The following is a 24,079-nucleotide window of genomic DNA, read 5'->3' on the forward strand; positions in this document are numbered from 1 at the left end:
TCCCATGGACTTGCGGGGGAGCTTCGCAGTATTGCGGAGCTATGACAGCCGGAGCCGCCGGCGGCCTGGGGTGCTCCCCTGTGCCGGGGTGCGTGGCAAATACGGCGCAATTATAGATCGAAATGGAATTATCCTCGCTGGGCTTCTGGTCACCATGACCAGAGGTGGGGCAAGGTTGAAAGACAGCACTTTTCCGGGTGCTGTCTTTCTGCGTTTTCCCACATCCTTGTGCCTTGGGGCTGTCTTTGGTATAATATATTTGTAAAGGGTGACAGCTCCATTTCCCGACAGGAAAGGAGCTATCATGGAAAACCGTATCGACGCTATCTACGCCAGACAGTCCGTAGACCGCAAGGACAGTATCAGCATTGAAAGTCAAATCGAGTTCTGCAAATACGAGTTAAGGGGTGGGAACCACAAGGATTATCAAGATAAGGGCTACTCCGGGAAGAATACGGACAGGCCAAAATTCCAGGAGCTTTTAGCTGACATCAGGCAAGGCTTAATTCGCCGGGTTGTGGTTTACAAGTTGGACCGTATCAGCCGCTCTATTCTGGACTTCGCCACCATGATGGAGTTGTTCCAGGAATACAACGTGGAGTTCGTTTCCTCCACGGAAAAGTTTGATACCTCCACACCAATGGGCCGGGCCATGCTGAATATCTGCATTGTGTTTGCCCAACTGGAGCGCGAGACAATCCAGAAGCGGGTGACCGACGCTTACTATTCCCGGTGTCAAAGGGGCTTCCACATGAGTGGCGCGGCCCCGTTCGGCTTTAAGCTGGAGCCCACCACCATCCAAGGCATACGGACGAAAATGATGATCCCGGACCCTGCCACAGCAAACATCGCCCGGTTGATGTTCGAGATGTACGCCGAACCGTCCATGTCATTCGGAGATATTGCCCGGTACTTTGCTGAAAACAATATCCTGATTTACGGCAAGGAGTTGAAACGGGGCTTTATCTCCCAACTGCTCCGCAATCCGATTTACGCCCAGGCTGACTTGGAACTGTACGAGTTTTTCAAGGGCCAGGGTGCGGTGGTAGTCAATGACGCGGCGGACTTCGCCGGAACAAATGGCTGCTATCTCTACCAGGGCCGGGACGTGCAGGAACGAAAAAACAAGGACCTGCGGGGACAAATCCTTGTGCTGGCCCCCAGCGAGGGCATTGTCCCTGCTGATACCTGGCTGCGGTGCAGGAAAAAGCTGTTAGCAAATATCACGTTCCAGGGCGGGCGCAAGGCTCGGAATACCTGGCTGGCCGGAAAAATCAAGTGTGGGCGGTGCGGGTATGCCCTTATGAGCGTAGGCAATCCGACAGGAACGCAGTATCTTCGCTGCTCCAAGCGTGCCGACAACAAAAGCTGTGAGGGCTGCGGGACGCTTCGGACGGCGGAGTTTGAACAATTCGTCTATGGAGAAATGGTAAAGAAGCTCTCCGAATTTCAAACCCTGACCGCCAAGGCAACGACTGTCAACCCTAAGCTGACCGTTTTGAATGTGGAACTGGCTCAGGTGGAGGACGAAATTGAAAAACTGCTGAATACACTGACCGGGGCTAATGCGGTTCTGCTGTCCTATGCCAACGGTAAAATCGAGGAGCTGGACGCCAACAGGCAACGGCTTATCAAGGAGATTGCGGCGCTGAACGCTGAAACGATCTCCCCGCAAAAGATTGAATTTCTGTCCGCCCATCTGCATAACTGGAACAACATCGACTTTGACGACCGGCGGCGAGTGACTGACATTATTTTGTCCCAGGTTCAGGCCACCAGCGACCGTGTTTCCTTTGAGTGGAAAATCTGAGCACCTTTTATAATCTGCGCCTTATACAACGGCCTGTGTGCCCTTGTTAAGCGTTGCTACCATCGTGACAGACTACATGCCCTTTTCCTGCGGCGGCTATCTGATTCCCTTCGGCCTGCCGGCGCGGGTGGAGCACTCGGAAAAGGAAGGCGGGCTGGGGCACCATTTTGTGGAGCAGCTCACCGATTTGGAGCAGGACTTCCACAAGCTGCAAAAGTCCCAGCTTATTTTACCTCCGAAGGAGGAAACAGACAGGGAAATGGACGAATACAACGAGCTGTTCGGAAAAATCCTTCCGGCAAGGCTCGTGGGTCATTCCCTGTATGCCTGCCCGGTGCAGGATATCATTCATCTGATGAGCATGGAAAACATGTTTTTCGCCATGTATGACTATCCGGAACAGTTCCATAGCATGATGGATCAGCTCACAGACGACTATGTTTCCCTGTTCCGGGCGGAGGAACAGGACGGCTGGCTGCTTTCCACCACCGGCAGCGAGCGGGTAGCTCAGGGCTCTTACTGCTTTACCGACAAGCTGCCCTCGAACCAGGATCATTACCACACCACCGATATCTGGGGCTATATGGACTGCCAGGAAAGCGCGGGGCTTTCCCCCGCCATGTACGGGGAATTCATTTTTCCCTATTACAAAAAAGTGCTGGACTGCTACGGGCGGGTCTCCTATGGCTGCTGCGAAGCGGTGCACGCCATTTGGGACGATTACCTCAGCACCCTTCCCCATTTGGGCAAGGTTTCCATTTCCCCCTGGTGCAATGAGGCATTTATGGGGCAAAGGCTGCGGGGAAAGGAGATCACCTACCTGCGCAAGCCGGACCCCACCCTGATCGGCGTGGGAAGCGTTCTGGACGAGGACGCGGTACGGGCCCATTTCCGGAAAACGGTGGGGGCCGCGGAGGGCTGTACCCTGGAGATCGTCCAGCGGGACGTCTATCAGATCCACAACACCTATGAAAAGGTAAGGCGGTATGTGGAGCTGATCCGGGAGGAATGTGAAGGTCATCGGAAATGAAAGCCCGTGCCGGTATGGGAGCCCTTACCAGTCTAACCAAAAAAAGGAAGCGGTTTTCGGCCTGTGCCGCACCGCTTCCTTTTTTTATATTTTCTTGATCCATTTCCGGCTTTTCAGGCGGAACACACACCAGATGGCTTTGATAAACTGATCGATCTTCAGAAAAATGTAGATCCAGAAGGCAGGCAGCTTCCAGACCAAGCCGGCCAGATAGCCCAGCGGGATAGACGCTACCCACAGGAACAGGATATCCGCCGCCATTAAAAATTTCGTATCTCCTCCACCCCGCAGCACACCCTTGGTAAGAATAGAATTGGCGGCCTGGAAAATGACGATCAGCCCCACCGCCATCATAAGCTGCTCCGCGATCTGCCGGGCCTCCTCCGATACATTTTGGTAGCAGCTGATGACCGGCGTGCTGAGAAGCATGATCGCCCCGCCTGCCAGAACACCGATGACAACGCCCAGCCCCAGAAAGGTAACGCCTTGCCGCTGCGCCTTTTCCGCGTCTCCCTCGCCCAGGGTGTGCCCGGTAATAATGCCGCTGGCATTGCTGATTCCCTGAATGAACACGGTACTCAGCTGCTGCACTACCGTGGTAATGGCGTTGGCGGAAACAAAGGCGGCGCCGATCCGGCCCATGACCATTGCCACGGCGCTGTTGCCAAACGCCAGCAGCGCGTCGCTGACCAGCACTGGAATGCTGATGCGCAGATAATCCTTTACCAGATCTCCGCATTTCAGGAAAAGATGCTTCACCCGGTAGCCGATCCGCCGGTCCCGGAAGAAAAAGTAGCCGCAGATAAAGGCAAATTCAAAAGCGCGGGAAATCAGGGTTCCGAGAGCCGCACCCTCCACCTCCATACGGGGCGCGCCGAATTTTCCGAAAATAAACACATAATTGAAAAAGACATTGATAAAAAACGCCGCGATAGAGCTGATCAGCGGCAGCCGCACCTGCCCTACGCTGCGCAGCACGATCGTACAGGTCAGGGAAAAGCCCAGCAGAAGATAGCAGGGGATCGACCAGCGGAAATAACCGGCTCCCGCCTGAATGATGGCCGCGTCCTCCGTATAGACGCGCATGATGCCATCCGGGGTAATTACCGTGATCAGCGTAAAAAGCATGCCTATGGAAAAGCAAAGCCGCAGCATGATCGTAACCGCTTTGCGCAGGGAGGCCTTATCCTGCATTCCCCAAAACCGGGAGGTCAGCACCGACGCGCCCATTCCCATGCCCATACAGCAGATATGAAAAATATTGATAAACTGGTTGGCCAGGGCGGAAGCGGAAATAGCGGTATCCCCCAAATTTCCCAGCATAATGGTATCCATCATGTTTACGCCGATCGTGATCAGGCTTTGCAGGGAAATCGGCAAGGCAATAGCCGCCACATTTTTATAAAAGCCTCTGTCCCCCAAATAGGGGCAAAGCTTTTCCTTCAGGGTCACAGGCGGTCCCTCCTTTGAAAAGTTGCGTATGCAACTATTATACAGGAGACTTCCGCAATACACAAGCCTTCCCTTGACTTTTCCCGGGCTTTTTCGCTATAATAGGCCAAATATACTAATCCAAGCGAAAGGGGAAGTAGCCTTGAACGTAAAAATTTATGGAACTCCCGGAGAATTTTTGACAGAGAACCAGGCCTTTTTACAGCAGTTTGAAGCGGTCTGCCAGCTGAATCTAGGGAACGCCGCAGCTTACCGAGACGAGCCCTGCCGCCCCGATCTGCTGTTCGGCTGCTGTAAAGAGGATGGGAGAAGCGTGCTGCTGTTCGGCAACACTCTGCCCTACAATCTTTGCCTGAACGCTATTCCCGGAGACCCCGCCGCCCTTTCCGCCGCTGTGCTGCTGGCGGAATATTTACGAAGGGAAGAAATCAAGATCACCGGCGTGAACGCCTCGAAGACGCTGTGCAACGCATTCTTTTCCGCCTACGGCAAGCCCTACCGGGTGCGGGCCGCCATGGATATCATGGTTCTCAAGGAGCTGTGCGAGCCGCCGGTGGTATCGGCCACCGTTCGCAAGGCGGAACTGTCCGAGCTGGGCATCGTGACGGACTGGGCATGCGCGTTTACCAAAGAAGCCCTGCGGGAAGAATCCGTGCCGGAGGAAATGCGGGAAAGGTTCCAAAGTATCATTCAGGACGGCCGATTGTACCTGATGGAAACAAAAGAAAAGGCCCCGGTTTCCATGGCCGCAGTGGTGGGGCGTTCTCTGCCCCACGGGGTGGGGATCAACTGGGTCTATACGCCGCCGGAGTACAGGGGCAAGGGCTACTGCCAAAACACAGTGGCCGCCATCTGCCGGGAAAAGCTGGGAGAAAGGTTTGATTACTGCACCCTGTTTGTGGATAAGGCAAATCCTATCTCCAACCGGGTCTATGAAAAAATTGGATTTCAAGTCATGGAAGACAATTTCGACTGCCGCCTGGAGGAAGCATGAGCGCAGAACAGTTTTTTCATGAAACCATTGCAAATTGGGACGACTGGGGGCGGGTGTACCAGTCTATTCCCGCCTTTACCCCGCTGGTTCAGGAAATCTATTGCCGGGAGAGGCTGCCCTTCGCGCCCTTGCAGAAGCTTACCCCCGGCACAAACGCCGTGTTCCGGGCGGGAAACACCGTGGCAAAGGTGTTCTTTCCCAAAGAAAGCGGACTTGACCCCGCGCCGGATTTTCACAATGAGGCGGCTGTCTGCGGCTGGCTGATGGAACAGGGGATCCCCACGCCCCGCTTACTTGCCCGGGGGCAAATTCGGGACAAATACGATTTCTTTTATCTCATCATGGAATACGCCGAAGGGCAGGAAGCGGGCGATTGGCTGGCCTGCGCTTCCCCCGCGCAGAAGCGCAGGTTTGTCCGGCGGTCGAAGGAAATATTATGTAAACTAAACCGCCCGGCAAACAGTCTGCTCCCTTCCATAGACTTATTGGAACGGGCTCTACAAAATCCCCGCCTTTCCGAGCTGCCTCCCACCCTGGCGGAGGAGCTGCGGGAAAGAGCAGGGAGACTTGACCTTTCCCAAAAGGTTTTGGTGCACGGAGACCTGACCGGAGAAAACCTGCTGGTCACCGGGAAAGAAAAGGTGCTGGTTATCGATTGCGCCGACGCCTGCCTGGCGCCCACCTGGTACGAGCTGGGGCCTATCGCCGTAGAGTTATTTCGGTGCGATCCCTTTCTGCTGCAAGAATTTGCCGGAGCACAGCGAGAACAATTTGTCGATCGGCTGCTGGACAGCATCAGCATTCACGATTTCGGAGCGGGCCTGCTGCTGTCCGCGGCCCAACGGGACGAGCTTCCGCCGTTTTCCAGTCTAAAGGAAGCAAGAGATTTTTTCTTGAAAAAGCTTTTGCGGTGAAACAGCAAATTAGATTCTAGATGCTGGATGCTAGACGAAAGATAAGGGCACAGGCGTTGCGAGCAACGCTTGATAATTGTACGGTAAGTTATAGTTTGGCGAACTAGTTGTTAGTCGTAAGGTAATTAGTTGTTAGAGGAGAGTCCCCTCTCTCTTGTCATTCTGAGGAACGAAGTGACGAAGAATCTCGTCCTTAATCCCCGTATAAAGGGCAAAGGACGAGATCCTTCGCCGCCTTTGGTGACTCAGGATAACAACGAGGGGGCTTTTTCCTTTCCTAACAACTAACTACTCACGACTAACAACTAACATGCCAACTTCCAATTTACCGAATTAAGCCCTTAAATTGCTCATTCCTCATTGCTAATTGCTCATTAAACATTAGTCTAAGCAACCAATAAACTCGTTCAATATTCGATCTCCAGCCAGCGCTTCTCCCGGGCGGAGCGCATGGCGGTTTCGATCACTGCCAGGGTGTTGTGGCCGTCTATAGCGGTGACAATGGGCTCCCTGCCCTCCAGAATAGAGGCGATAAACTCATCGATCACCCCGCTTTTTGTCTGGTTCTGGTTGGTTTGGATCGCGCCCACGCTGTACTTTACCTGTACGCCGTCCCGCATTTCCAGAACGATATCGTCCACATAATCCCCGAAAATCTTCATAACACCCTTGGTTCCGTAAATGGTGCTGCCGTTATCCTCCCCGCCGTAATTGGTCCAGCTGAAATTCATGATGCCCGGCAGACCGTTTTCCATATGGAACATGCACACGGCGTTATCCTCCAGTTCGATCGGCGTGCCGTCCGGCAGCTTTTTATCCAAGGTCATCATATTGGCGAACACGCTTTTGATCTCAGAATCTGTCAGGTAGCGGATCAGGTCTATTTTATGGGCTCCCAGATCGCCCATAACGCCGAAATTTGCCTTGTCCTTGCGGAAAAACCAGGTGGCTGCTCCGGGGTCGGCGCTCCAGGTCTCCGGCCCTGCATGCTTAAAATTGCACTGGAAAAACAGCAGCTCGCCGATAGCCCCCTCCCGCAGCAGCTCTTTCGCCTTTACATGGGCCTTTACCAGCCGCTGGTTGTGGCCCAGCATTAGAATTTTTCCGGTCTCCTTCTGCGCTTCTATCATGGCCCTTGTTTCCGCGAGGTCCAGTGCCATGGGTTTTTCCACCAGAACATGCTTTCCGGCCTTCAGAGCCCGAATGGTGTAGTCGGCGTGGGTGACATTAGGGGTGCAGACGCTGACAGCGTCCACCGTTTCGTCCTCCAGCACCTCCTCCAGGGAAGCGTAGGCACGGCCTCCGTAGCGCTCACAAAGCTCCTCCGCCCGCTCCCGGTTAAAATCTAGAATCCCCGTGATCCCGGCATTGGGATTGGCCGCATATTCCGGCAGATGCCTGGCCTGCGCCACTGCGCCGCCGCCGCACACTGCCACCCGAACGAGTTTTCCAGTTTTCATAAGTCCTGACCCCTTTCCGTTGTATCGCCGGTCTGACGTACTGATACATTGCTTTTGTCACTTTCCGCAGCTGTGATAAACAGAAGCGGATTTATTTTATGTAAACCAAATTGCCCTCCCAACAGCTTCATTTGTACAGTATAGCATAATCAGCAGAATTTTGCTATTGTTTTTTTAGCAAATACAGAAATATTTTTCTTGAATTTTTGACACAAAGTGCCAAGGCGCTTCTCTCGCGCCTTTCCGGAAAAGACCTGTAAAAAAGCCGGGCAAACGGTTTTGAACCGTCTGCCCGGCTTTTTTTACGGTATTTTTCCCGTCAAGCCTGCGCCTGCTGAGTCAGGATCGCCGCCAGAGTATCCACTCTCTTTTTCAAAGGCTTCTTCACGGCGATGGCATAAAAGCCTGTAACGCCCATTTCACCGAAGTACACGCCGGGCAGAAGCACATATTTCAGCCACGCCTCCATATGTACCTGCCCGTTGGCGAAATTCACCTTCATAAACTGCGGAGCGGTCATCATGCCGACGCCCTTCTTCCACAGCTCCTCCCCCTTGTAGGTGGTATAGGTAAAGCCCTCCCGCGCCATATAATCCGTAACGATCTGACGGATCTGGTCGTCGGGGCGGTTCACCTGCAGGTCTACCATATAACGGCCCATGTCAGTTCCCCCTCTTTTTTTGATATCAAAAAGGACAGCCGCAGTCCTTTCTGAATATTATTATGCCTGAATTTTCCTGATTTTTCAAGGGGAAATTTGCGGGCGGCGGAATTTTCCGGCATCTCTCCTGCCGCGGCCGCGGCTTCCTATTCCAAAAAGCCCTCTATGATCCTTGCTTCCGCTTCCTCCTCCGTAAGGCCGAAGGTACGCAGCTTCATGATCTGCTCTCCCGCGATTTTTCCAATGGCCGCTTCATGGATCAGAGCGGCTTCCTCATGGTTGGCGGAAAGCTCTGGAGCGGCGTCTACTCTGCCGTGGCCTGCTAAAATCGCGTCGCATTCCGAGTGGCCCGTACAAGGCGCGTTTCCAATGATGCGGGAATGGTAGGCCTGGTGTGAATTCTCTCTTGCCACAGAGCGGGAAACCAGATCGGCCGAGGCCCCCTGCCCCTCCATGCACACCTCAAATTCCGTTTTCGCTTCCTCATTGCCCTCTGTCAAAATTCGTTCCCGGATCAGCAGCTTCGCTCCGGCCTCCAGCCGGGCCTCGGTTTTCCGAAGGGCTCTGTCTACGCCGCCCAGCTGCACGCTTTCCATTTGCAGCACCGCGCCGCGCTTCAAATGGATCTCCGTGACCGGATCGATGGAACGAAGCCCCTCTCCCTCGCCGGTGCCCACATGCTTTTCCTCATAGACCACATGGGCGTTTTCTTCCAGAAAAAAACGGTGAACGCCGCTGTGGCGGGCGAGCTCGCCCGTTTCCAGATGCACGCCGCAGCCCGCAATAATGGTGACTTCTGCCCCTTCCCCTACAAAGAAATCGTTGTAGACCAAGTCGTCTACATCACCATGGGTCACACAGGCCGGAATGGAGACCATTTCTCCTCTTGTGCCGGGAAGAATGTGGATCTCCAGACCAGGCTGCTCTTTCTTCGGAACAAGCCGAATCTGCTCGGTGGAATGCAGTTCGCTGCACTGTCCGTTTTCCCGTACACTATAAGCACCGGTAAAATTTCCCTTCCAACCGGCAACCAGATTCAGAAGCCGCTCTGTGATACTGTTCATCTGAAATCGACCTCCTTCCTTCGGCAGCCAGGACAGGAGGCGCCGTTTCGCGCAAGCTCCGGCAGCAGCCTTGCCGCCTTCCCCTGCCGCTGTACCCTCCCCTGGGCAATGACCACGATCTCGTCCGCGATCCGCAGGATCCGCTCCTGGTGGGAAATGATCAGCAAAGCTCCCTTGCGCTTTTCCCGCTCCCCTTCAAACACGCGGATCAGGTTTTGAAAGCTCCAAAGGTCGATCCCGGCCTCCGGTTCATCGAAGACAGACAGCTTCGACTGCCTTGCCAGAACGCCTGCGATCTCGATCCTTTTACTCTCTCCTCCGGAAAGAGAAGCGTCCATCCGGCGGCTCGCGTATTCCTTTCCGCACAGACCCACGCGGCTCAGCAAACGGCAGACCTGTTTTTCGGTCAGTTCTTTTCCCGCTGCCAGCTCCAGCAAACGCTTTACCGTGAAGCCCTGAAACCGCACCGGCTGCTGAAAGGCAAAGCTGATCCCGGCCCTGGCCCGCTCTGTGGCGTCCAGGGCGGTAATATCTTTCCCATTCAGGAAAATTTCACCGCTGCTTGGGGTCTCCAACCCGGCGATCACCTTTGCCAACGTGGTTTTTCCGCCACCGTTTGGCCCCGTGATCACCGTAAGCCCACCGTCCGGCACAGTGAGGCTCACGTCCCGCAGGATCTGTTCTCCGTCAGGCGCGGCCCAGGAAACATGCCTTACCTCCAGCATTTCAAATTCTTCCTTTCTTCTAATTGAGTAAAGCGACCTTGCTTTTTTGACAAATGATGATCTATTGACCGTTTTCCATTTTTCTCCTGCCTTTCCAAACAGGGCAAAGCGGTTTGTATGCTAAATTGGAATTTAGAGGTTATCTACTCACCTCCCTCCTGTCATTCTGAACGAAGTGAAGAATCTCGTTCTTTTCCTTTTTGCCCTGGAATTAAGGACGAGATTCTTCGTCACTTCGTTCCTCAGAATGACAAAAGAGAGAACTTTCCCTTTTCTAACGACTAGTTCGCTAAACTATAATTTAACGGTGTCCCTGCGGTCGGGTCAGAAATCATTTTCCTGCACTAAGCAGGGGCACCAGTGGCCGCGGCGCTTCGCCGCTAAACTATAATTTAGCGGTTACTTGCTCATTTTCCGTCTGTCATTGCTGAACAAAAAGTGCAGAAAGCTATAGCTTTCTTGGCACTTTCCCGGTGAAGAATCTCTCCCTTTGCCCTTTTTCAGGAATACAAGGGCAAGGTTCTCCTTGCTTTGTGCCCAGAAATGACAGAAGAAAAACGTGCCCTTCTCTAACGACTAACAACTAACAGCTAACAACTAACGCCCCAGCCTCAACGCCCGGGAAGCATTCAGCACTGCCAGGATCAGCACACCTACATCGGCGAAAACCGCTTCCCACATGGCGGATACGCCGAAGGCGCTGAGAACCAGCACCAAAAGCTTTACGCCCAGGGCAAACCAGATATTCTGCCGTACGATCCGCAGGGTCCCCTTGGAAATTTTCATAGCCGCCGCGATCTTGGAGGGCTTATCGTCCATGAGCACGATATCCGCCGCCTCGATGGCCGCGTCGGAGCCCAGGGCTCCCATGGCAATTCCGATATCCGCACGGGACAGCACCGGCGCGTCGTTGATGCCGTCCCCCACAAAGGCAAGCTTTCCTTTCGGGGATTTTTCCTGAAGCAGGCCTTCCACCCGCTCCACCTTATCGGCAGGCAGCAGCTGGGTATAGACCTGATCCAGCCCCAGCTCCGCCGCCACCGCTTCGCCCGCCTCTTTCGCGTCCCCGGTGAGCATAACAAGCTTTTTTACCCCCTGAGCCTTCAGGGCGGAAACGGTCTCCTTCGCGTCCGGCTTACAGGCGTCGGAAATGATAAGATGGCCTAAATAGCGGCCGTCCATCGCCACATGCACCACTGTTCCCGTTTTCCCGGAGGGACGGCACCGGATCCCCTGCTCTGCCATCAGTTTTTCGTTTCCGGCATAGACGGTTTTGCCGTCCACCACCGCCCGCACCCCTCTTCCGGAAAGCTCCTGAGCGTCAGTTACTCGGGAAGCGTCCGCCTCCTTGCCGAAGGCTTCCTTCAACGAACGGGAAATGGGGTGATCGGAATAGCTTTCCGCCAAAGCCGCCGTTTCCAAAAGCTCCTGCTCCGTACAGCCCTCGGGCTGGATATCCGTCACCCGAAACACGCCCTGGGTCAGCGTTCCTGTTTTATCGAACACAACGATCTCAGTTTGGGAAAGCGCTTCCAGATAATTCGCGCCCTTGATGAGCACACCGCTGCGGGAAGCGCCGCCAATCCCGCCGAAAAAGCTCAGCGGCACGGAAACCACCAGCGCGCAGGGACAGGAGACCACCAGAAAAACAAGAGCCCGGTTCAGCCAAACAGACCAGCTCTCCCCCGTGACAAGGGGAGGCAGCGCCGCCAGCAGCGCGGCGCCGATCACCACTACAGGCGTATAATAACGGGCGAATTTTGTGATAAAATTCTCCGCCTTCGCCTTTTTGCTGCTGGAATTTTCCACCAGCTCCAATATTTTCGACACGGTGGATTCCCCAAAGGGCTTTGTGACCCGTACCTCTAAAAGCCCGGTCTGGTTAACGCAGCCGCTGATCACAGCATCTCCCGGCTCCACCTCTCTGGGCAGGGATTCTCCCGTTAAAGCGGAGGTGTTTAAGGAAGAGCTTCCGTCCACCACCACGCCGTCTAAGGGGATCCGCTCTCCGGCTTTGACAACGATGAGCTCTCCCACCGCTACCTCTTCCGGGTCTACCCGAACCAATTCGCCGTTTTGCCGGATATTGGCATAGTCCGGCCGGATATTCATCAGCTCGGCAATGGAGCGCCGGGATCTTCCCACGGCATAGCTTTGAAACAGCTCTCCCACCTGATAAAACAACATGACAAACACCGCTTCGGGATATTCGCCTTCCCCGAAAAAGCCCGTGCAAAAGGCGCCCACCGTAGCCAAGGCCATCAGAAAATTCTCATCGAAGATCTGCCCGTGGGCAATATTTTTTACCGCCTTCCACAACACGTCCCAGCCGATCACAAAGTAGGCCGGAAAAAACAGCAGAAATCTCCACCCGCTCCGATAGGGGATCAGCACCGCCGCCACCAGCAGCACCGCGCTGATAAGAATGCGAAGCAGCATTTTCTTTTGTTTTCCTGACATAATAGAATTCGCCCCATTCCCATGTAAAGTAAATTAGCTTTACTTAATTCTATAAGTTTGCATAATTTCCGGGTTTTTACAGCATGATCGTGCAGTCCGGCTCCACCTTTTTGCAGGCCTTTACGATCTGCTTCAAAATTTCCTCAAAGCGACTGTCCTCGGCGTCTACCATGAGCTTCTGTGTCATAAAGCTTACCGAGGCGTCGTTCACGCCGTCTATCTTTTTGATGGCTGCCTCCATTTTTGCCGCGCAGTTCGCGCAATCCAGATCCAACAGGTCAAATTTCTTTTTCATGTACCGACACTCCCTTATTTCAAATTTTTTTGTAAAGGCGACACCACACAGAGATTGTGCGCAAGAAGCTGCACAAGAGTTAATCTCCGATTAACTCTTCAGATTTTTCGTCAGAGTGCACAGATCGAGCACAGCCAATCAGACCATTTATGGTCTTGCGATTTCGGCAAACGAAAGCTGTGCGCTATGACGGAAACTATGCGAGCAAATTGTGTACAAGGCCTCTGTCCGGTCTTTGTGCGGTGTTGCCTAAAACCGAAGGCCTTACTCCGTGATATGCTCCATGCCCTGGTCCAGGATCGTCCGCACGTGGCTGTCCGCCAGTGTGTAAAACACGGTCTTTCCTTCCCTGCGGTATTTTACCAGCTTGCTTTTTTTCAAAACCTGAAGCTGGTGGGAAATGGCCGACTGGGTCATGCCCAAAAGCTGCGCGATATCGCACACGCACATTTCCGCTTCAAACAGTACAAACAAAATTTTCACCCGGGTGGAATCCCCGAAGATCTTAAACAGCTCCGCCAGGTCAAAGAGCAGCTCTTCCTCCGGCATTTCCCGGTTCACCCGGTCTACGACCTCCTGATGCACGCAAAGATACTCGCACCTGGGGACCCCTTTTGCTTTCGCCATACACCAACGTCCTTTCATATGAGCTATTGTTCATATGATATGCAAAACTTTTCTGTTTGTCAACCCTTAAGAAGAAAATTCTTTCAAATTTTTCAGATATATGGCGCCCAATATAGCCCGGTTCATTTTATGACCTGAAATGAAAACAGAAACGGGAAAGCCTGCCGTTTTGAAAAACAACAGCATTTTCCCGCTTCTATTAAGTTTTCACTGGAAGCTTTCTTCCCGTTTTCTATTGCCTGATCACATCCAGCACCTCGGCAATATCCCTGTCGATATACAGGGATTGCTTTTTGATCTCCTCCGGACAGACCATTTCCCCTAAATTTATGCAGGCGTACACCGCCCTGGGGCTTTCCGCCGTCATCTGCCAGAAGGGATATTTGATGATTCCGGGGGGTATTTGCCCCTGCGCCAACTCCAGAAAAAGAACATGCTTTCCCTGAACCCGATGCAGAAAGGCTCTGTACCGCTTCGCCAGGTATGCGCGAAGGTGCCGCCCCGGGCGGAATATTCTCTTACCGAGCTCGGAGAAAGCCTGAAGCCGATCCTTGACGCCATGCAGAGCTGGGAAGAAGCCTATAGCAACCTGGCGCAGCGACAAGCTTTTCCATTCTTTTGCCGGAACGCGAGGAAAGGCTGTTCCCATCACGCCGGGCAGCCTGGGGCGTATCTTACTTACAGATTTTTCAAAATCGCCCGAAATCCGGAATAGGTCAAGCAGGAAGCGCCATATATTTGGAAAGCTGCCCGTGATCTGATCCCGTACCGTTTTTCGGAAAGCCTTCCGGGCCACTTGGCTATCGCAATTTTCCACCGAATTCTTTGCCGATTTGCAGCATCAATCTATGCAGCTTGCAGAATCGGGAAAAATCGTGAAAAAACGATTGACAAAACCGGCTGCCTGGTCTACAATAATGCCCATAGCAGCAAAGGCGCTGAAGGGTCTTCCCTCGGCGCCTTTCGTGCTAGGACGTGTATTCCAAAGCATATCTGAATCTATATTGAGAAAAGAGTGATCTGTGATGGGAACCTGTTCAGAAAACCGCAGGACAGTACCGGAGCTGTTTGGCAGCGCGGTATTTAACGATGATGTGATGCAGGAACGGCTGCCCCGAGACGTTTACCGCTCTCTGCGCAGAACCATCGACGAGGGGAAGGATCTGGATCTCACAGTGGCCAACGCCGTGGCCAGCGCCATGAAGGATTGGGCGGTGGAAAAGGGCGCCACCCATTTTACCCACTGGTTCCAGCCTTTAAACGGCATCACCGCTGAAAAGCACGACAGCTTTATTTCCCCCACCTCTGACGGACGGGTGATCATGCAGTTTTCCGGCAAAGAGCTCATCAAGGGCGAGCCGGACGCCTCCTCCTTCCCCTCCGGCGGCCTGCGGGCCACCTTTGAGGCCCGGGGATACACCGCCTGGGACCCCACCTCTTACGCCTTTGTCAAGGGGGATTCCCTGTATATTCCCACCGCCTTCTGCTCCTACAGCGGCGAGGTATTGGATAAAAAGACCCCCCTGCTCCGCTCCATGGAGGATCTGAACCGTCAGGCCCTTCGCATTTTGCGGCTGTTCGGAGACACCGCCACCAAGCGGATCATCACCACAGTGGGCCCGGAGCAGGAATATTTTCTGGTGGATAAGGAGCTTTATGACCGGAGGGAGGATCTGATCTTCTGCGGGCGCACCCTGTTTGGGGCAAAGGCCCCTAAGGGACAGGAGCTGGAGGATCACTACTTCGGCGCCATCAAGCCCCGGATCGCCGCTTACATGAAGGAGCTGGACAGCGAGCTTTGGAAGCTGGGCATTCTGGCGAAAACCAAGCACAATGAGGTGGCTCCCGCCCAGCACGAGCTGGCCCCGATCTTTACCACCACCAATATCGCCACCGACCATAACCAGCTCACCATGGAAACCATGAAGAACGTGGCCCTGCGCCACGGTCTGGTTTGCCTGCTTCACGAAAAGCCCTTTGCCGGCGTCAACGGCAGCGGCAAGCACAACAACTGGTCCCTTTCCACCGATGGCGGCAAAAACCTGCTGGATCCCGGAAAAAACCCGGCGGAAAACGCCCAGTTCCTGCTGTTTCTGGCCGCGATCATCAAGGGTGTGGACGAATATCAGGATCTGCTGCGCATTTCCGTTGCCTCCGCGGGCAACGACCACCGCCTGGGCGCCAACGAGGCGCCGCCCGCCATTATTTCCATGTTCCTGGGCGACGAGCTCACCGGAATTCTGGACGCCATTGAGTCCGGCGCGGTCTATGGCGGCATAGAGCACAAAAAGCTGGAAACGGGCGTTCACGTTCTGCCCGATTTTAATAAAGACACCACAGACCGGAACCGTACCTCTCCCTTTGCCTTTACCGGAAATAAATTTGAGTTCCGCTCCCTGGGCTCCGCCCTTTCCATTGCCTGCCCCAACATCATGCTGAACACCATTGCGGCGGAGGAGCTGCGGCAGTTTGCCGATGAGCTGGAAGGTGCGAAGGATCTGAAGGCCGCCGTGCTTTCTCTGGTAAAGCGGGTGGTTTCCGAGCACAAGCGCATCATCTTTAACGGCGATGGCTACTCGGAGGAGTGGGTCAAGGAAGCGGAGAGCCGCGGGCTTTTGAACCTGCGCACCACGGTGGACGCCCTGCCCCGGTATCTGGATCAGAAAAATGTGGCACTTTTCACCAGCCATAAGATCTACACAGAGGCCGAAATGGAGGCCCGCTACGAGACCATCATGGAAGAATACAGTAAAACTCTGCATATCGAGGCCCTCACCATGGGCAGAATGGTGCGCCATGAGGTGATCCCTTCGGTCAGCTCCTACCTTGCCGAGCTGGCGGGAGCCATCAACGCGAAGCGAAGCATTCAGAAGGATCTCCCCTGCAGGGCGGAAACCGCCCTGCTCACAAAGCTTTCCGCCCTGCTGGATACCGCTTACGAGCAGGCGGAGGGCTTGGAAGCCGCTTTGGCGGATCCCAGAACTACCAGTGAAAACGTATTGACCGTTGCCTCCTATTACCGGGATACCATGATCCCCGCCATGGAGGCCCTGCGGGCCACAGTAGATGAAATGGAGTTGAATGTTTCCTCCGATCACTGGCCCTATCCCACCTATGCGGATCTCATGTTCCGGATTTGAGCTTGTTGATAAAATACTGCTAAAAACCGTGTGGAAAAGGACTTATCTTTTCCACACGGTTTTTTAAATTAGAAATGAGGAATAAGCAATGAAGGACGGGGGAAGCGTTTGGCAAATTGGAATTGGCGGTTATCCACTCACCTTCCTCCTGTCATTACTGAACAAAAAGCAAAGCAAGCTTTGCTTTCTTTGTGAAGAATCTCGTTCTTTGTCCTTTCGTCCTGGGATTAAGGACAAGATCCTTCGTCACGTTGTTCCTCAGAATGACAAGAGGGCGGTTAGTACGATAAATTGGGATTTGTAGGGCTAACGAATAGCAGCAACCCCTTGCCTTTCTCGCCTGTAGGCTCAGACATTGCTGGACGTGCCCCACCGGGACACAGCAACCGAAGCGACAGCTGAGAACGGGTCAGGGAGGTCTCCACTGGAGACCTCCCCACCGGGACGCGCTCACCCCTGAATAGAGGAAGAAGGTTGTTTTGCAATCTTCTGGGACCACCGTCAGGTGGTGGAGAGGTCCCAGCTCGCTGGAATCCAGCATAAAACCTGCCTTTTCTGCTATACGGTCGGAACCCCTCAGTCAGCCTATCGGCTGACTGCTTTCTACGCTTCGCTTCGGTCAGTGCTGGACGTGCCCCACCGGGGCACAGCACCCCTTTCAGGGGGGCCAAGGGTAACTGCTAAACTACAATTTAGCAGCAAGCTTCTCTCTTGCCTCTTGTCATTCTGAACGAAGTGAAGAATCTCGTTCTTCATCTCCTTACTCAGACAATGAAGGACAAGATTCTTCGTCACTTCGTTCCTCAGAATGGCAGGAAGGAACTGTGTATAAAACTATATTATCGCCCGGACTTTTCCCTTCATTACTAATTACTAATTGATAATTACTAATGTACGCTCGTCTTTCATTCGTCCAACATCTAGAATCCCGTATCCAGCCTCTAATCCCCGTAAGCCTTTTCCGCTGCTTCTCTCGCAAGGTCGATGACCAGGTGATCCGGGCGCTGGTTTTCTTCGCCCTGGGGCAGCTGGCTGATGACCTCCATGACCATGGAACGCATCCACAGGCTGGGCGTGATCCGCACGGCGTACCCGCAGCCGGGAGAGCACATCCAATCCAAGGGCTTGGCCCTGGGGAGGCCATAGGCGGCAAGAAGGGTGGTAAGTACCCCGGCATGGGTCGCAAGCACCGCTGTGGTTTTTCCCGCGGCCATCAGGTTTTGCACCAGCATCTCAAAGCCCATGCATACCCGCTGTACAAATACCGGGCTGCTTTCTCCGTGAGGCGGCGCGGTCTGTCCGCCGCTTTCCAGCCACTGAGAAAAGCCAGGCTCATTTTTCAGCTCTTCCGCGGTTTTATTTTCCCAGTCCCCAAAATCACATTCCGCCATTTCCAAAATGACCTCCGGCTCCGCCTGAGGATACAGCAGCTTTAAGGTATCCACACACCGGACGGAGGGACTGGCATAAAACGCTTCCGCCTTAGGGTATTGAAAGGTCCGCTTCAGTTCCAAAAGTTCCTTTACCGAGCTTTCCGCCAAAGGAGATTCCGTTCTTCCGATATAGCGCCCCTCCAGATTTCCCTCACAGGGCATATTGCGGAGCAAATAGATCACATAAGATTTCACAGACAGCCTTCCTTTCTCACAAAAGCTGGGAGTTAAAAAATTCCCCCGAAAAAATTCTTTGGAATCCTTTTTCTCTATAAAAGACAAATTTTTTGAAAATCCCGCTCTTTTCCCCGTTTTTTCCTTTACTTTCCTATTTACTTATTGTATAATCTCAGAAAAAGCAGACCCTCTAAACCACAGTTCACAGAAACAGGTGAAGCACAAAAGGCAAGGAGTATTTTCATGACGACCGAAAACGGAAAGCGGAGAGGCAGATTTGAATTGAATGAAGATTTTCCCAGGCTTTTGACCCTGCTGCGAAAAGAGCGGGGCTACAGCCAAAAAAAGGTTGCCGCCGATCTGGGTATTTCCCAGGCGCTGCTCTCCCATTACGAAAAGGGAATTCGGGAGTGCGGTCTGGATTTTGTGATCCGGGCCGCAGATTATTACGATGTTTCCTGCGATTATCTGCTGGGCCGCACCCTGCACCGAAGCGGTGCGGTGCTGGCTATTCAGGATATTTCCGTCGGCGATATGCCCCGTGGAAAAAAGGAGGACGCGCCTTCCGCAGAATATAACCGGCGGGTTTTGATCAATTCCCTTAGTATTGTATTCGGTCTTTTGAAAAAAATCAATAGCGAAAGCCTTACCAGAGAGGTTTCCACCTATCTTTTCGCGGCGGTATACAAGATCTTCCGGCTGCTGTATTCCTCTAACCCTAAAAATTCTCAGGATATTTTTTCTCTGGATACCCGGCTGTTCGGCGCCAGCATGAATTCCGCCATGGCCATGGCGGAGGCGAAAAGCCGCTATGTACTCAGCGGGGAAAGCATTGGCGATTGCGTTGGGGTAAAACGGGAAACGATCCCTGCCCTGACGCCGGAAAGCCTGGCAAAGGAATTTCCTCAACACGCCCCCGCCTTAATGGAGCTTATCAAAAATGTGGAAAAATCATCTAAATCGGAACACTGAAGAAAGGCTTTCGCGAAGTCAAAGCACTACGGAAAACGAGACTTCCGTGGTGTAAAACATCACAGAAGACGAAGCTTCCGTGGTGTTTTGAAAAAAATTTGTCATTTTCTTCCTGACGTGATAAAATAATGACGGGTAAAGCCGTCATTCTCTGCCTCTGTGAGGCTGTTTTTGGGATATACTAGAAAGCAGGGCGCGGTTTCGGCCGGTTTTCGGGAGAGCGGCGGCGCTTTGCTTTTCTTTTGCAAAAAAGAGAACGGAACAGAAAGGACGGTCAAAAAAGCTATGTGTGGATTTGTTGGCTTTCTCGGCGACAGTAACACCCAGCGGGATGAAGGCGTACTGCACGCCATGACAGACGCCATTCGGCACCGGGGACCGGACGACGCCGATTACTATATGGACGGTGATATTTCTCTGGGCTTCCGGCGGCTTTCCATCATCGACCTTGCAGGCGGCAGACAGCCCATTCTCAATGAGGACGGCACCAAGGCCCTGTTGTTTAACGGAGAGATCTATAATTATCAGGACCTCCGGGAGGATTTGATTGACAAGGGGCACACCTTTACAACAAAAGCTGATTCCGAAGTGATCCTTCACGGCTATGAGGAATACGGCCCCCAGCTGCTGCAAAAGCTCAGAGGTATGTTTGCCTTTGTGATTTGGGACAAAGAGAAAAAAGAGCTGTTTGGTGCACGGGATTTCTTCGGCATCAAGCCCCTGTACTATGCGAAAATGGGAGAGCTCCTGCTTTTCGGCTCGGAGATCAAAAGCTTCCTGTTCCACCCCGGATTCAAAAAAGAGCTCAACGAACGGGCGCTGGAGCACTACCTTTCCTTCCAGTATTCCCCCGGGCCGGAAACCTTTTTCAAAAACGTGTATAAAATGCCCCCGGCTCACTATTTCAAATATGCCGATGGCAAAATGGAATTCACCCGGTACTGGCTGCCGGAGTTTCACGCCGAAGAGGACAAGTCCCTCGACGATTGGGTAGATGAGATCGAAAAGACCTTTGACGATTCCATCGAAGCGCACAAGGTCAGCGATGTGGAGGTGGGCTCTTTCCTTTCTTCCGGGGTGGATTCCAGCTATGTGGCCTGCTCCGCCCATGTGGATAAAACCTTTACCGTGGGCTTTGACAACGGCACAAAATACAATGAGATCAGCTATGCGGAGGAGCTTTCCCGGCAGATCCCGGTGAAAAATATCAGCAAGGTCATCACCCCGGAGGAATTCTGGGGTACCTTCCCCAAAATTCAGTATCATATGGACGAGCCCCTGGCGGATCCCTCCGCCGTGGCTCTGTATTTCGTGTGCAATACCGCCGCGAAGCATCTGAAGGTGGTACTTTCCGGCGAGGGCGCCGACGAGATCTTCGGCGGCTACAATATCTATAAGGAGCCGCTGGAATGCGCCTGGTATGATAAGATCCCCTTCCCCCTGCGAAAGCTCATCGGTTCCATTGCCGGGCTGCTGCCCGCCCACCGGGGGTTGAATTTCCTGGTACGCCGGGGCAAAAAACTGGAGGATCGCTTCATTGGCAACGCCTATATGTTTACGGAGAAGGAGCGCAAAGCGCTTCTGAAGCACCCCACAGACGCCCTGTCCCCTGCCGCTATGGTGAAGCCCTATTACGACATGGTACAGGACAAGGACGCTGTGACAAAAATGCAGTTTGTGGATCTCAACATGTGGATGGTGGGAGATATCCTCTTAAAGGCCGATAAAATGAGTATGGCAAATTCCCTGGAGCTGCGGGTTCCCTTCCTGGATAAAAAGATCATGGCCCTGGCGGGGCGGATCCCTCTCAGGTATCGGGTCAACAGGGAAAACACCAAATTCGCCATGCGGAAGGCGGCCCTTCGGCGCATGCCGGAAAAATGGGCCGGGAAAAAGAAGCTGGGCTTCCCCGTACCCACCAGGGTGTGGCTGAAGGAAGAAAAATATTATGAGCTTGTAAAAGCGGAATTCCAAAGTGAAAACGCGGAGAAATTCTTCCACACCGAGCTTCTCTTAAAGCTTTTGGACGACCATAAAAACGGCAAAGTCGACAACAGCCGCCGGGTTTGGACGGTGTACACCTTCCTGATCTGGTACAAGCAATTCTTTTCGGAGGTAGAGCCCCATGGCGGAGAAAATTGAGTTTATCCCGGTACTGCTGGGCAGCGATATCAACGTGTACGGTATGGCCCGCTCCTTTCACGAGGAATACGGCGTTTCCTCCGTTGCCATCGGAAAGGGGATCTTAGGCCCCTGCACCGCCAGCAAAATCGTCACGGTAGAGGTAGTGGAGCCGAAGCTGGAAGACGACGAGGTGTTCGTTTCCACGCTTCTGAATTTCGCAAAGCGCTATGAGGGCACGGGCAAAAAGCTGCTGCTTGTCCCCTGTGGGGATAACTATATCAAGCTGCTGGTGAGAAATCAGGAGCAGCTTCGGGGCGTGTACGAATTTGAATGCATTGAGGAAGAGCTTCTCATGCGGCTTTCCATCAAGGAAAGCTTTTATGAGGTTTGCACCGAGCACGGGTTTTCCTTTCCGAAAACCACTACCTGCACCTATGAAAACCATGAAAACCTGGAGCTGCCCTTTGACTTTCCCGTTATCATCAAGCCCTCCAATTCCGTTGCCTATTGGAACTGTAAATTTCCCCACAAGAAAAAGGTGTTTGTGGCGGAAACCCGGGAGGAATTCGATGCGATCCTCACCGCCATCTATTCTTCCTCCTACAAGGATCACCTGATTTTGCAGGAGTACATTCCCGGCGACGACAGCAACATGCGGGTGATGAACTGCTACTGCGGCAGGGATAAGAAGGTAAAGCTTATCGCCCTGGGCAACGCCCTTTTGGAAGAGCATTCCCCCGAGGGTATCGGCAGCTATGCCGCCATCATAAACGGCTATGATGAAAAGCTCAACGAGATGATGAAAAATTTTCTGGAAGGCATCGGCTATGTGGGCTTTGCCAATTTCGATATGAAATATGACCGGCGGGACGGCACTTATAAGCTGTTTGAAATGAACCTCCGGCAGGGCAGAAGCAGCTTTTTTGTCACCGCCGCCGGATACAACCTGGCAAAATGGCTGGTGGACGATGTGATCTATCACAAGGACCTGCCCTGCACCGCGGCCACCAACAAGGTGCTGTGGACGATCATTCCAAAAAAGATCATCTTCCGGTATGTCAAGGACGAGGCCCTGAAGGCAGAAGCAAAGGAGCTGATCCGCCAGGGCAAATACTGCCGGTCCTACTACTACAAGGGCGACCGTTCCCTGAAGCGCTGGGTCCATTTTGTGAAAAACCAATACCACTATTTTGAAAAGTATAAGCGGTATTTTGGGAATAAGGGACTGCGGGATTGAGAGGCGTTGTAAAGGAAGGCTAAATGATAGTTTTGCACATAACCCTTGGCTCCCCTGAAAGGGGAGCTGTCACGGCGAAGTCGTGACTGAGGGGTTCTACCAGAACAGTTGGTGAAATGTAGGATTTATCGAAGTTTCAGCTGAGCTGGAACCCCTCCGACGGCCTTATGGCCGCCACCTCCCCTGTCAGGGAAGGCAAGGGGTTACTGCTATTTGTCAGTCCTGCAAATTCCAATTTATCTTATCTTCCATTAAATGGAAAAGAGAGGTGAACTCCATGAAAACACTGGGCATTATCGGCGGGCTGGGGCCTATGGCCACCGCTTATCTCTTGCAGCTCATTATCGAAATGACAGACGCGAAAACCGACCAGGAGCATCTGGACGTGATCGTATTTGACCGGCCTCAGGTGCCGGACCGCACCGCCCATATTCTGGATCCTGAAAAGCCTTCTCCCCTGCCCTCTATGACGGCCACCGCCAAAACCCTGGAGGGGCTGGGGGCAGGGTGCCTGTGCGCCCCCTGCGTTACCTCCCATTATTTCTACAAGGAGCTTGCCGGAAGCGTTTCCATTCCCTTTCTCAACATGGTGGAGGAAACCGCCCGGGAGCTGAAGGCTGCCGGAAAAAAGCGCCCCGGCATTTTGGCCACCACCGGCACGGTGAGCACCGGCCTGTTTCAGAGCGCCTTTTCCGGCCTGGGGCTGGAGGCGGCGATCCCGAAAGAGCCGGAGCAGGCACTGGTGATGAGCCTGATCTATGACGAGATCAAGGCGGGAAAGCCCGCCAGCCCGGAAAAATTTCACAGGCTGTCGGAGGCCCTGTACGGTGCGGGCTGCGACTGCATTGTGCTGGGCTGCACAGAGCTCTCCCTCATTAAAAAGAGCGCCGGATTGGATAGCCGCTATTTGGACGCCTTAGAAGTGCTTGCCAAACGCTGTGTAGAGGAATGCGGCGGAACATTAAAGCCGGAATATAAAACCTTGCTTTGCTGAGAAGGGGCGCATTACTTTACTCCCTTCAGAAAGGAAAATGCCATGAAAAACCTGGTAAAAATCCTGCTGCTTACTTTTCTGTGCCTGCTTCTGGCTGCGTGCGGCAACGAATTTGCGAAACTGGAATACAATTCCGAGGAGATGCTCGTACAGGCGGATCATTTCGCAAAATCCTTTTCCGCCAGCTCTCAAAAGGACAACGAGCTCTCTTTCTCCATAGGAAAATTTGACGGGCGTGAAACCATATGGGAAAATCATCTGCCGGAAGCACAGGAGCTTACGATCGAATTTACCTTCACTCTTTCCGGGGGACAGGCTAAAATCGTGCATATCGACCCCAATGACAAGGTTACCACTGTGATCGAACGTTCGTCGGAAGCTTCTGCTGAGGAAACTACCAGGATCGTACTGCCGATGCCAAAGGGGCAAAACCGATTCAAGCTTGTGGGATATGATTGTGAAGATATTGAACTGAAGCTTGTCATTCAGCCTTAGGGCTTCTTTGAAAAA

The 24,079-nt window shown here is 53.2% G+C and carries 21 protein-coding genes; 11 read left to right on the plus strand and 10 right to left on the minus strand.

Translation table 11 applies throughout. The features are described from left to right. Window positions 1–304 precede the first annotated feature (304 nt). Together U8T64_RS04090 and U8T64_RS04095 are read left to right on the plus strand one after the other, a co-directional pair. A complete protein-coding gene (locus U8T64_RS04090; protein ID WP_322181208.1) occupies window positions 305–1,810 on the plus strand; it encodes a recombinase family protein in 1,506 nt (501 codons plus the stop codon). A gap of 43 nt (window positions 1,811–1,853) precedes the next feature. Next, the gene (locus U8T64_RS04095) at window positions 1,854–2,840 is read left to right on the plus strand and encodes a uroporphyrinogen decarboxylase/cobalamine-independent methonine synthase family protein (RefSeq protein WP_322181210.1); all 987 of its coding nucleotides are present in this window, start codon (window positions 1,854–1,856) and stop codon (window positions 2,838–2,840) included. A gap of 84 nt (window positions 2,841–2,924) precedes the next feature. On the opposite strand, the gene U8T64_RS04100 is transcribed toward U8T64_RS04095, so the two are convergent. Further along, window positions 2,925–4,292 carry an MATE family efflux transporter gene (locus tag U8T64_RS04100; protein ID WP_322181212.1) on the minus strand — a complete coding sequence of 456 codons (1,368 nt, stop codon included), beginning with the start codon at window positions 4,290–4,292 and terminating at the stop codon, window positions 2,925–2,927. Between the two features lie 142 nt (window positions 4,293–4,434). On the opposite strand from U8T64_RS04100, the gene U8T64_RS04105 reads away from it, so the two are divergent. Both U8T64_RS04105 and U8T64_RS04110 read left to right on the plus strand, forming a co-directional pair. Continuing rightward, on the plus strand, window positions 4,435–5,286 hold the full coding sequence (locus U8T64_RS04105; protein WP_322181214.1) for a GNAT family N-acetyltransferase: 852 nt from the start codon (window positions 4,435–4,437) through the stop codon (window positions 5,284–5,286). Then, complete coding sequence (locus U8T64_RS04110; protein WP_322181216.1) at window positions 5,283–6,200, plus strand: phosphotransferase family protein; 918 nt, start codon at window positions 5,283–5,285, stop codon at window positions 6,198–6,200. The genes U8T64_RS04105 and U8T64_RS04110 overlap by 4 nt, the downstream gene beginning before the upstream one ends. A 407-nt stretch (window positions 6,201–6,607) precedes the next feature. Here U8T64_RS04110 and U8T64_RS04115 read toward each other — a convergent pair whose 3' ends face one another. The 8 genes from U8T64_RS04115 to U8T64_RS04150 all read right to left on the minus strand — a co-directional run bounded on the left by U8T64_RS04115 (window position 6,608) and on the right by U8T64_RS04150 (window position 14,096). Continuing rightward, window positions 6,608–7,660 (minus strand): Gfo/Idh/MocA family protein, encoded by a 1,053-nt coding sequence (locus U8T64_RS04115; protein WP_322181218.1) that lies wholly within the window; start codon window positions 7,658–7,660, stop codon window positions 6,608–6,610. Between the two features lie 319 nt (window positions 7,661–7,979). Continuing rightward, a complete protein-coding gene (locus U8T64_RS04120) occupies window positions 7,980–8,321 on the minus strand; it encodes a hypothetical protein (RefSeq protein ID WP_322181220.1) in 342 nt (113 codons plus the stop codon). 146 nt (window positions 8,322–8,467) lie between these two features. Beyond that, the gene (locus tag U8T64_RS04125; protein WP_322181222.1) at window positions 8,468–9,385 is read right to left on the minus strand and encodes a SufB/SufD family protein; all 918 of its coding nucleotides are present in this window, start codon (window positions 9,383–9,385) and stop codon (window positions 8,468–8,470) included. Next, on the minus strand, window positions 9,382–10,110 hold the full coding sequence (locus U8T64_RS04130; RefSeq protein ID WP_322181224.1) for an ABC transporter ATP-binding protein: 729 nt from the start codon (window positions 10,108–10,110) through the stop codon (window positions 9,382–9,384). Before U8T64_RS04130 ends, U8T64_RS04125 begins: the two co-directional genes overlap by 4 nt. A gap of 597 nt (window positions 10,111–10,707) precedes the next feature. Next, entirely contained in the window at window positions 10,708–12,570 is a 1,863-nt protein-coding gene (locus tag U8T64_RS04135; protein WP_322181226.1) for a heavy metal translocating P-type ATPase, read from the minus strand. Window positions 12,571–12,646: 76 nt separating this feature from the next. Further along, the gene (locus tag U8T64_RS04140) at window positions 12,647–12,865 is read right to left on the minus strand and encodes a cation transporter (protein WP_322181228.1); all 219 of its coding nucleotides are present in this window, start codon (window positions 12,863–12,865) and stop codon (window positions 12,647–12,649) included. Window positions 12,866–13,129: 264 nt separating this feature from the next. Beyond that, entirely contained in the window at window positions 13,130–13,492 is a 363-nt protein-coding gene (locus U8T64_RS04145; protein ID WP_322181230.1) for an ArsR/SmtB family transcription factor, read from the minus strand. Between the two features lie 232 nt (window positions 13,493–13,724). After that, entirely contained in the window at window positions 13,725–14,096 is a 372-nt protein-coding gene (locus U8T64_RS04150) for a hypothetical protein (RefSeq protein WP_437125996.1), read from the minus strand. Here U8T64_RS04150 and U8T64_RS13855 point away from each other — a divergent pair. Both U8T64_RS13855 and U8T64_RS04160 read left to right on the plus strand, forming a co-directional pair. Beyond that, a complete protein-coding gene (locus U8T64_RS13855; RefSeq protein WP_367575395.1) occupies window positions 13,986–14,207 on the plus strand; it encodes a winged helix-turn-helix transcriptional regulator in 222 nt (73 codons plus the stop codon). The two genes, U8T64_RS04150 and U8T64_RS13855, sit on opposite strands and share 111 nt — an antisense overlap. 310 nt (window positions 14,208–14,517) lie before the next feature. After that, window positions 14,518–16,632, plus strand: a complete 2,115-nt coding sequence (locus tag U8T64_RS04160; RefSeq protein WP_322181232.1) for a glutamine synthetase III family protein — start codon at window positions 14,518–14,520, stop codon at window positions 16,630–16,632. Window positions 16,633–17,573: 941 nt separating this feature from the next. Here U8T64_RS04160 and U8T64_RS04165 read toward each other — a convergent pair. Beyond that, a complete protein-coding gene (locus tag U8T64_RS04165; protein ID WP_322181234.1) occupies window positions 17,574–18,260 on the minus strand; it encodes a histidine phosphatase family protein in 687 nt (228 codons plus the stop codon). A 264-nt stretch (window positions 18,261–18,524) separates the two neighbouring features. Here U8T64_RS04165 and U8T64_RS04170 point away from each other — a divergent pair, with 264 nt between their 5' ends. From U8T64_RS04170 to U8T64_RS04190, 5 genes are all read left to right on the plus strand, one after another. Continuing rightward, window positions 18,525–19,214 (plus strand): helix-turn-helix domain-containing protein, encoded by a 690-nt coding sequence (locus U8T64_RS04170; protein ID WP_322181236.1) that lies wholly within the window; start codon window positions 18,525–18,527, stop codon window positions 19,212–19,214. A 285-nt stretch (window positions 19,215–19,499) separates the two neighbouring features. Continuing rightward, entirely contained in the window at window positions 19,500–21,356 is a 1,857-nt protein-coding gene (gene asnB / locus U8T64_RS04175) for an asparagine synthase (glutamine-hydrolyzing) (protein ID WP_322181237.1), read from the plus strand. Then, window positions 21,340–22,575 (plus strand): carboxylate--amine ligase, encoded by a 1,236-nt coding sequence (locus U8T64_RS04180; protein WP_322181239.1) that lies wholly within the window; start codon window positions 21,340–21,342, stop codon window positions 22,573–22,575. Before asnB ends, U8T64_RS04180 begins: the two co-directional genes overlap by 17 nt. Before the next feature lie 277 nt (window positions 22,576–22,852). After that, a complete protein-coding gene (cuyB, locus tag U8T64_RS04185) occupies window positions 22,853–23,569 on the plus strand; it encodes a cysteate racemase (protein ID WP_322181241.1) in 717 nt (238 codons plus the stop codon). Window positions 23,570–23,611: 42 nt separating this feature from the next. After that, entirely contained in the window at window positions 23,612–24,064 is a 453-nt protein-coding gene (locus U8T64_RS04190; protein ID WP_322181243.1) for a hypothetical protein, read from the plus strand. The last annotated feature ends 15 nt before the right edge of the window (window positions 24,065–24,079 follow it).

This window comes from Neglectibacter caecimuris (assembly GCF_034335015.1).
In the GTDB taxonomy this organism is placed as follows: domain Bacteria; phylum Bacillota; class Clostridia; order Oscillospirales; family Acutalibacteraceae; genus Acutalibacter; species Acutalibacter caecimuris_A.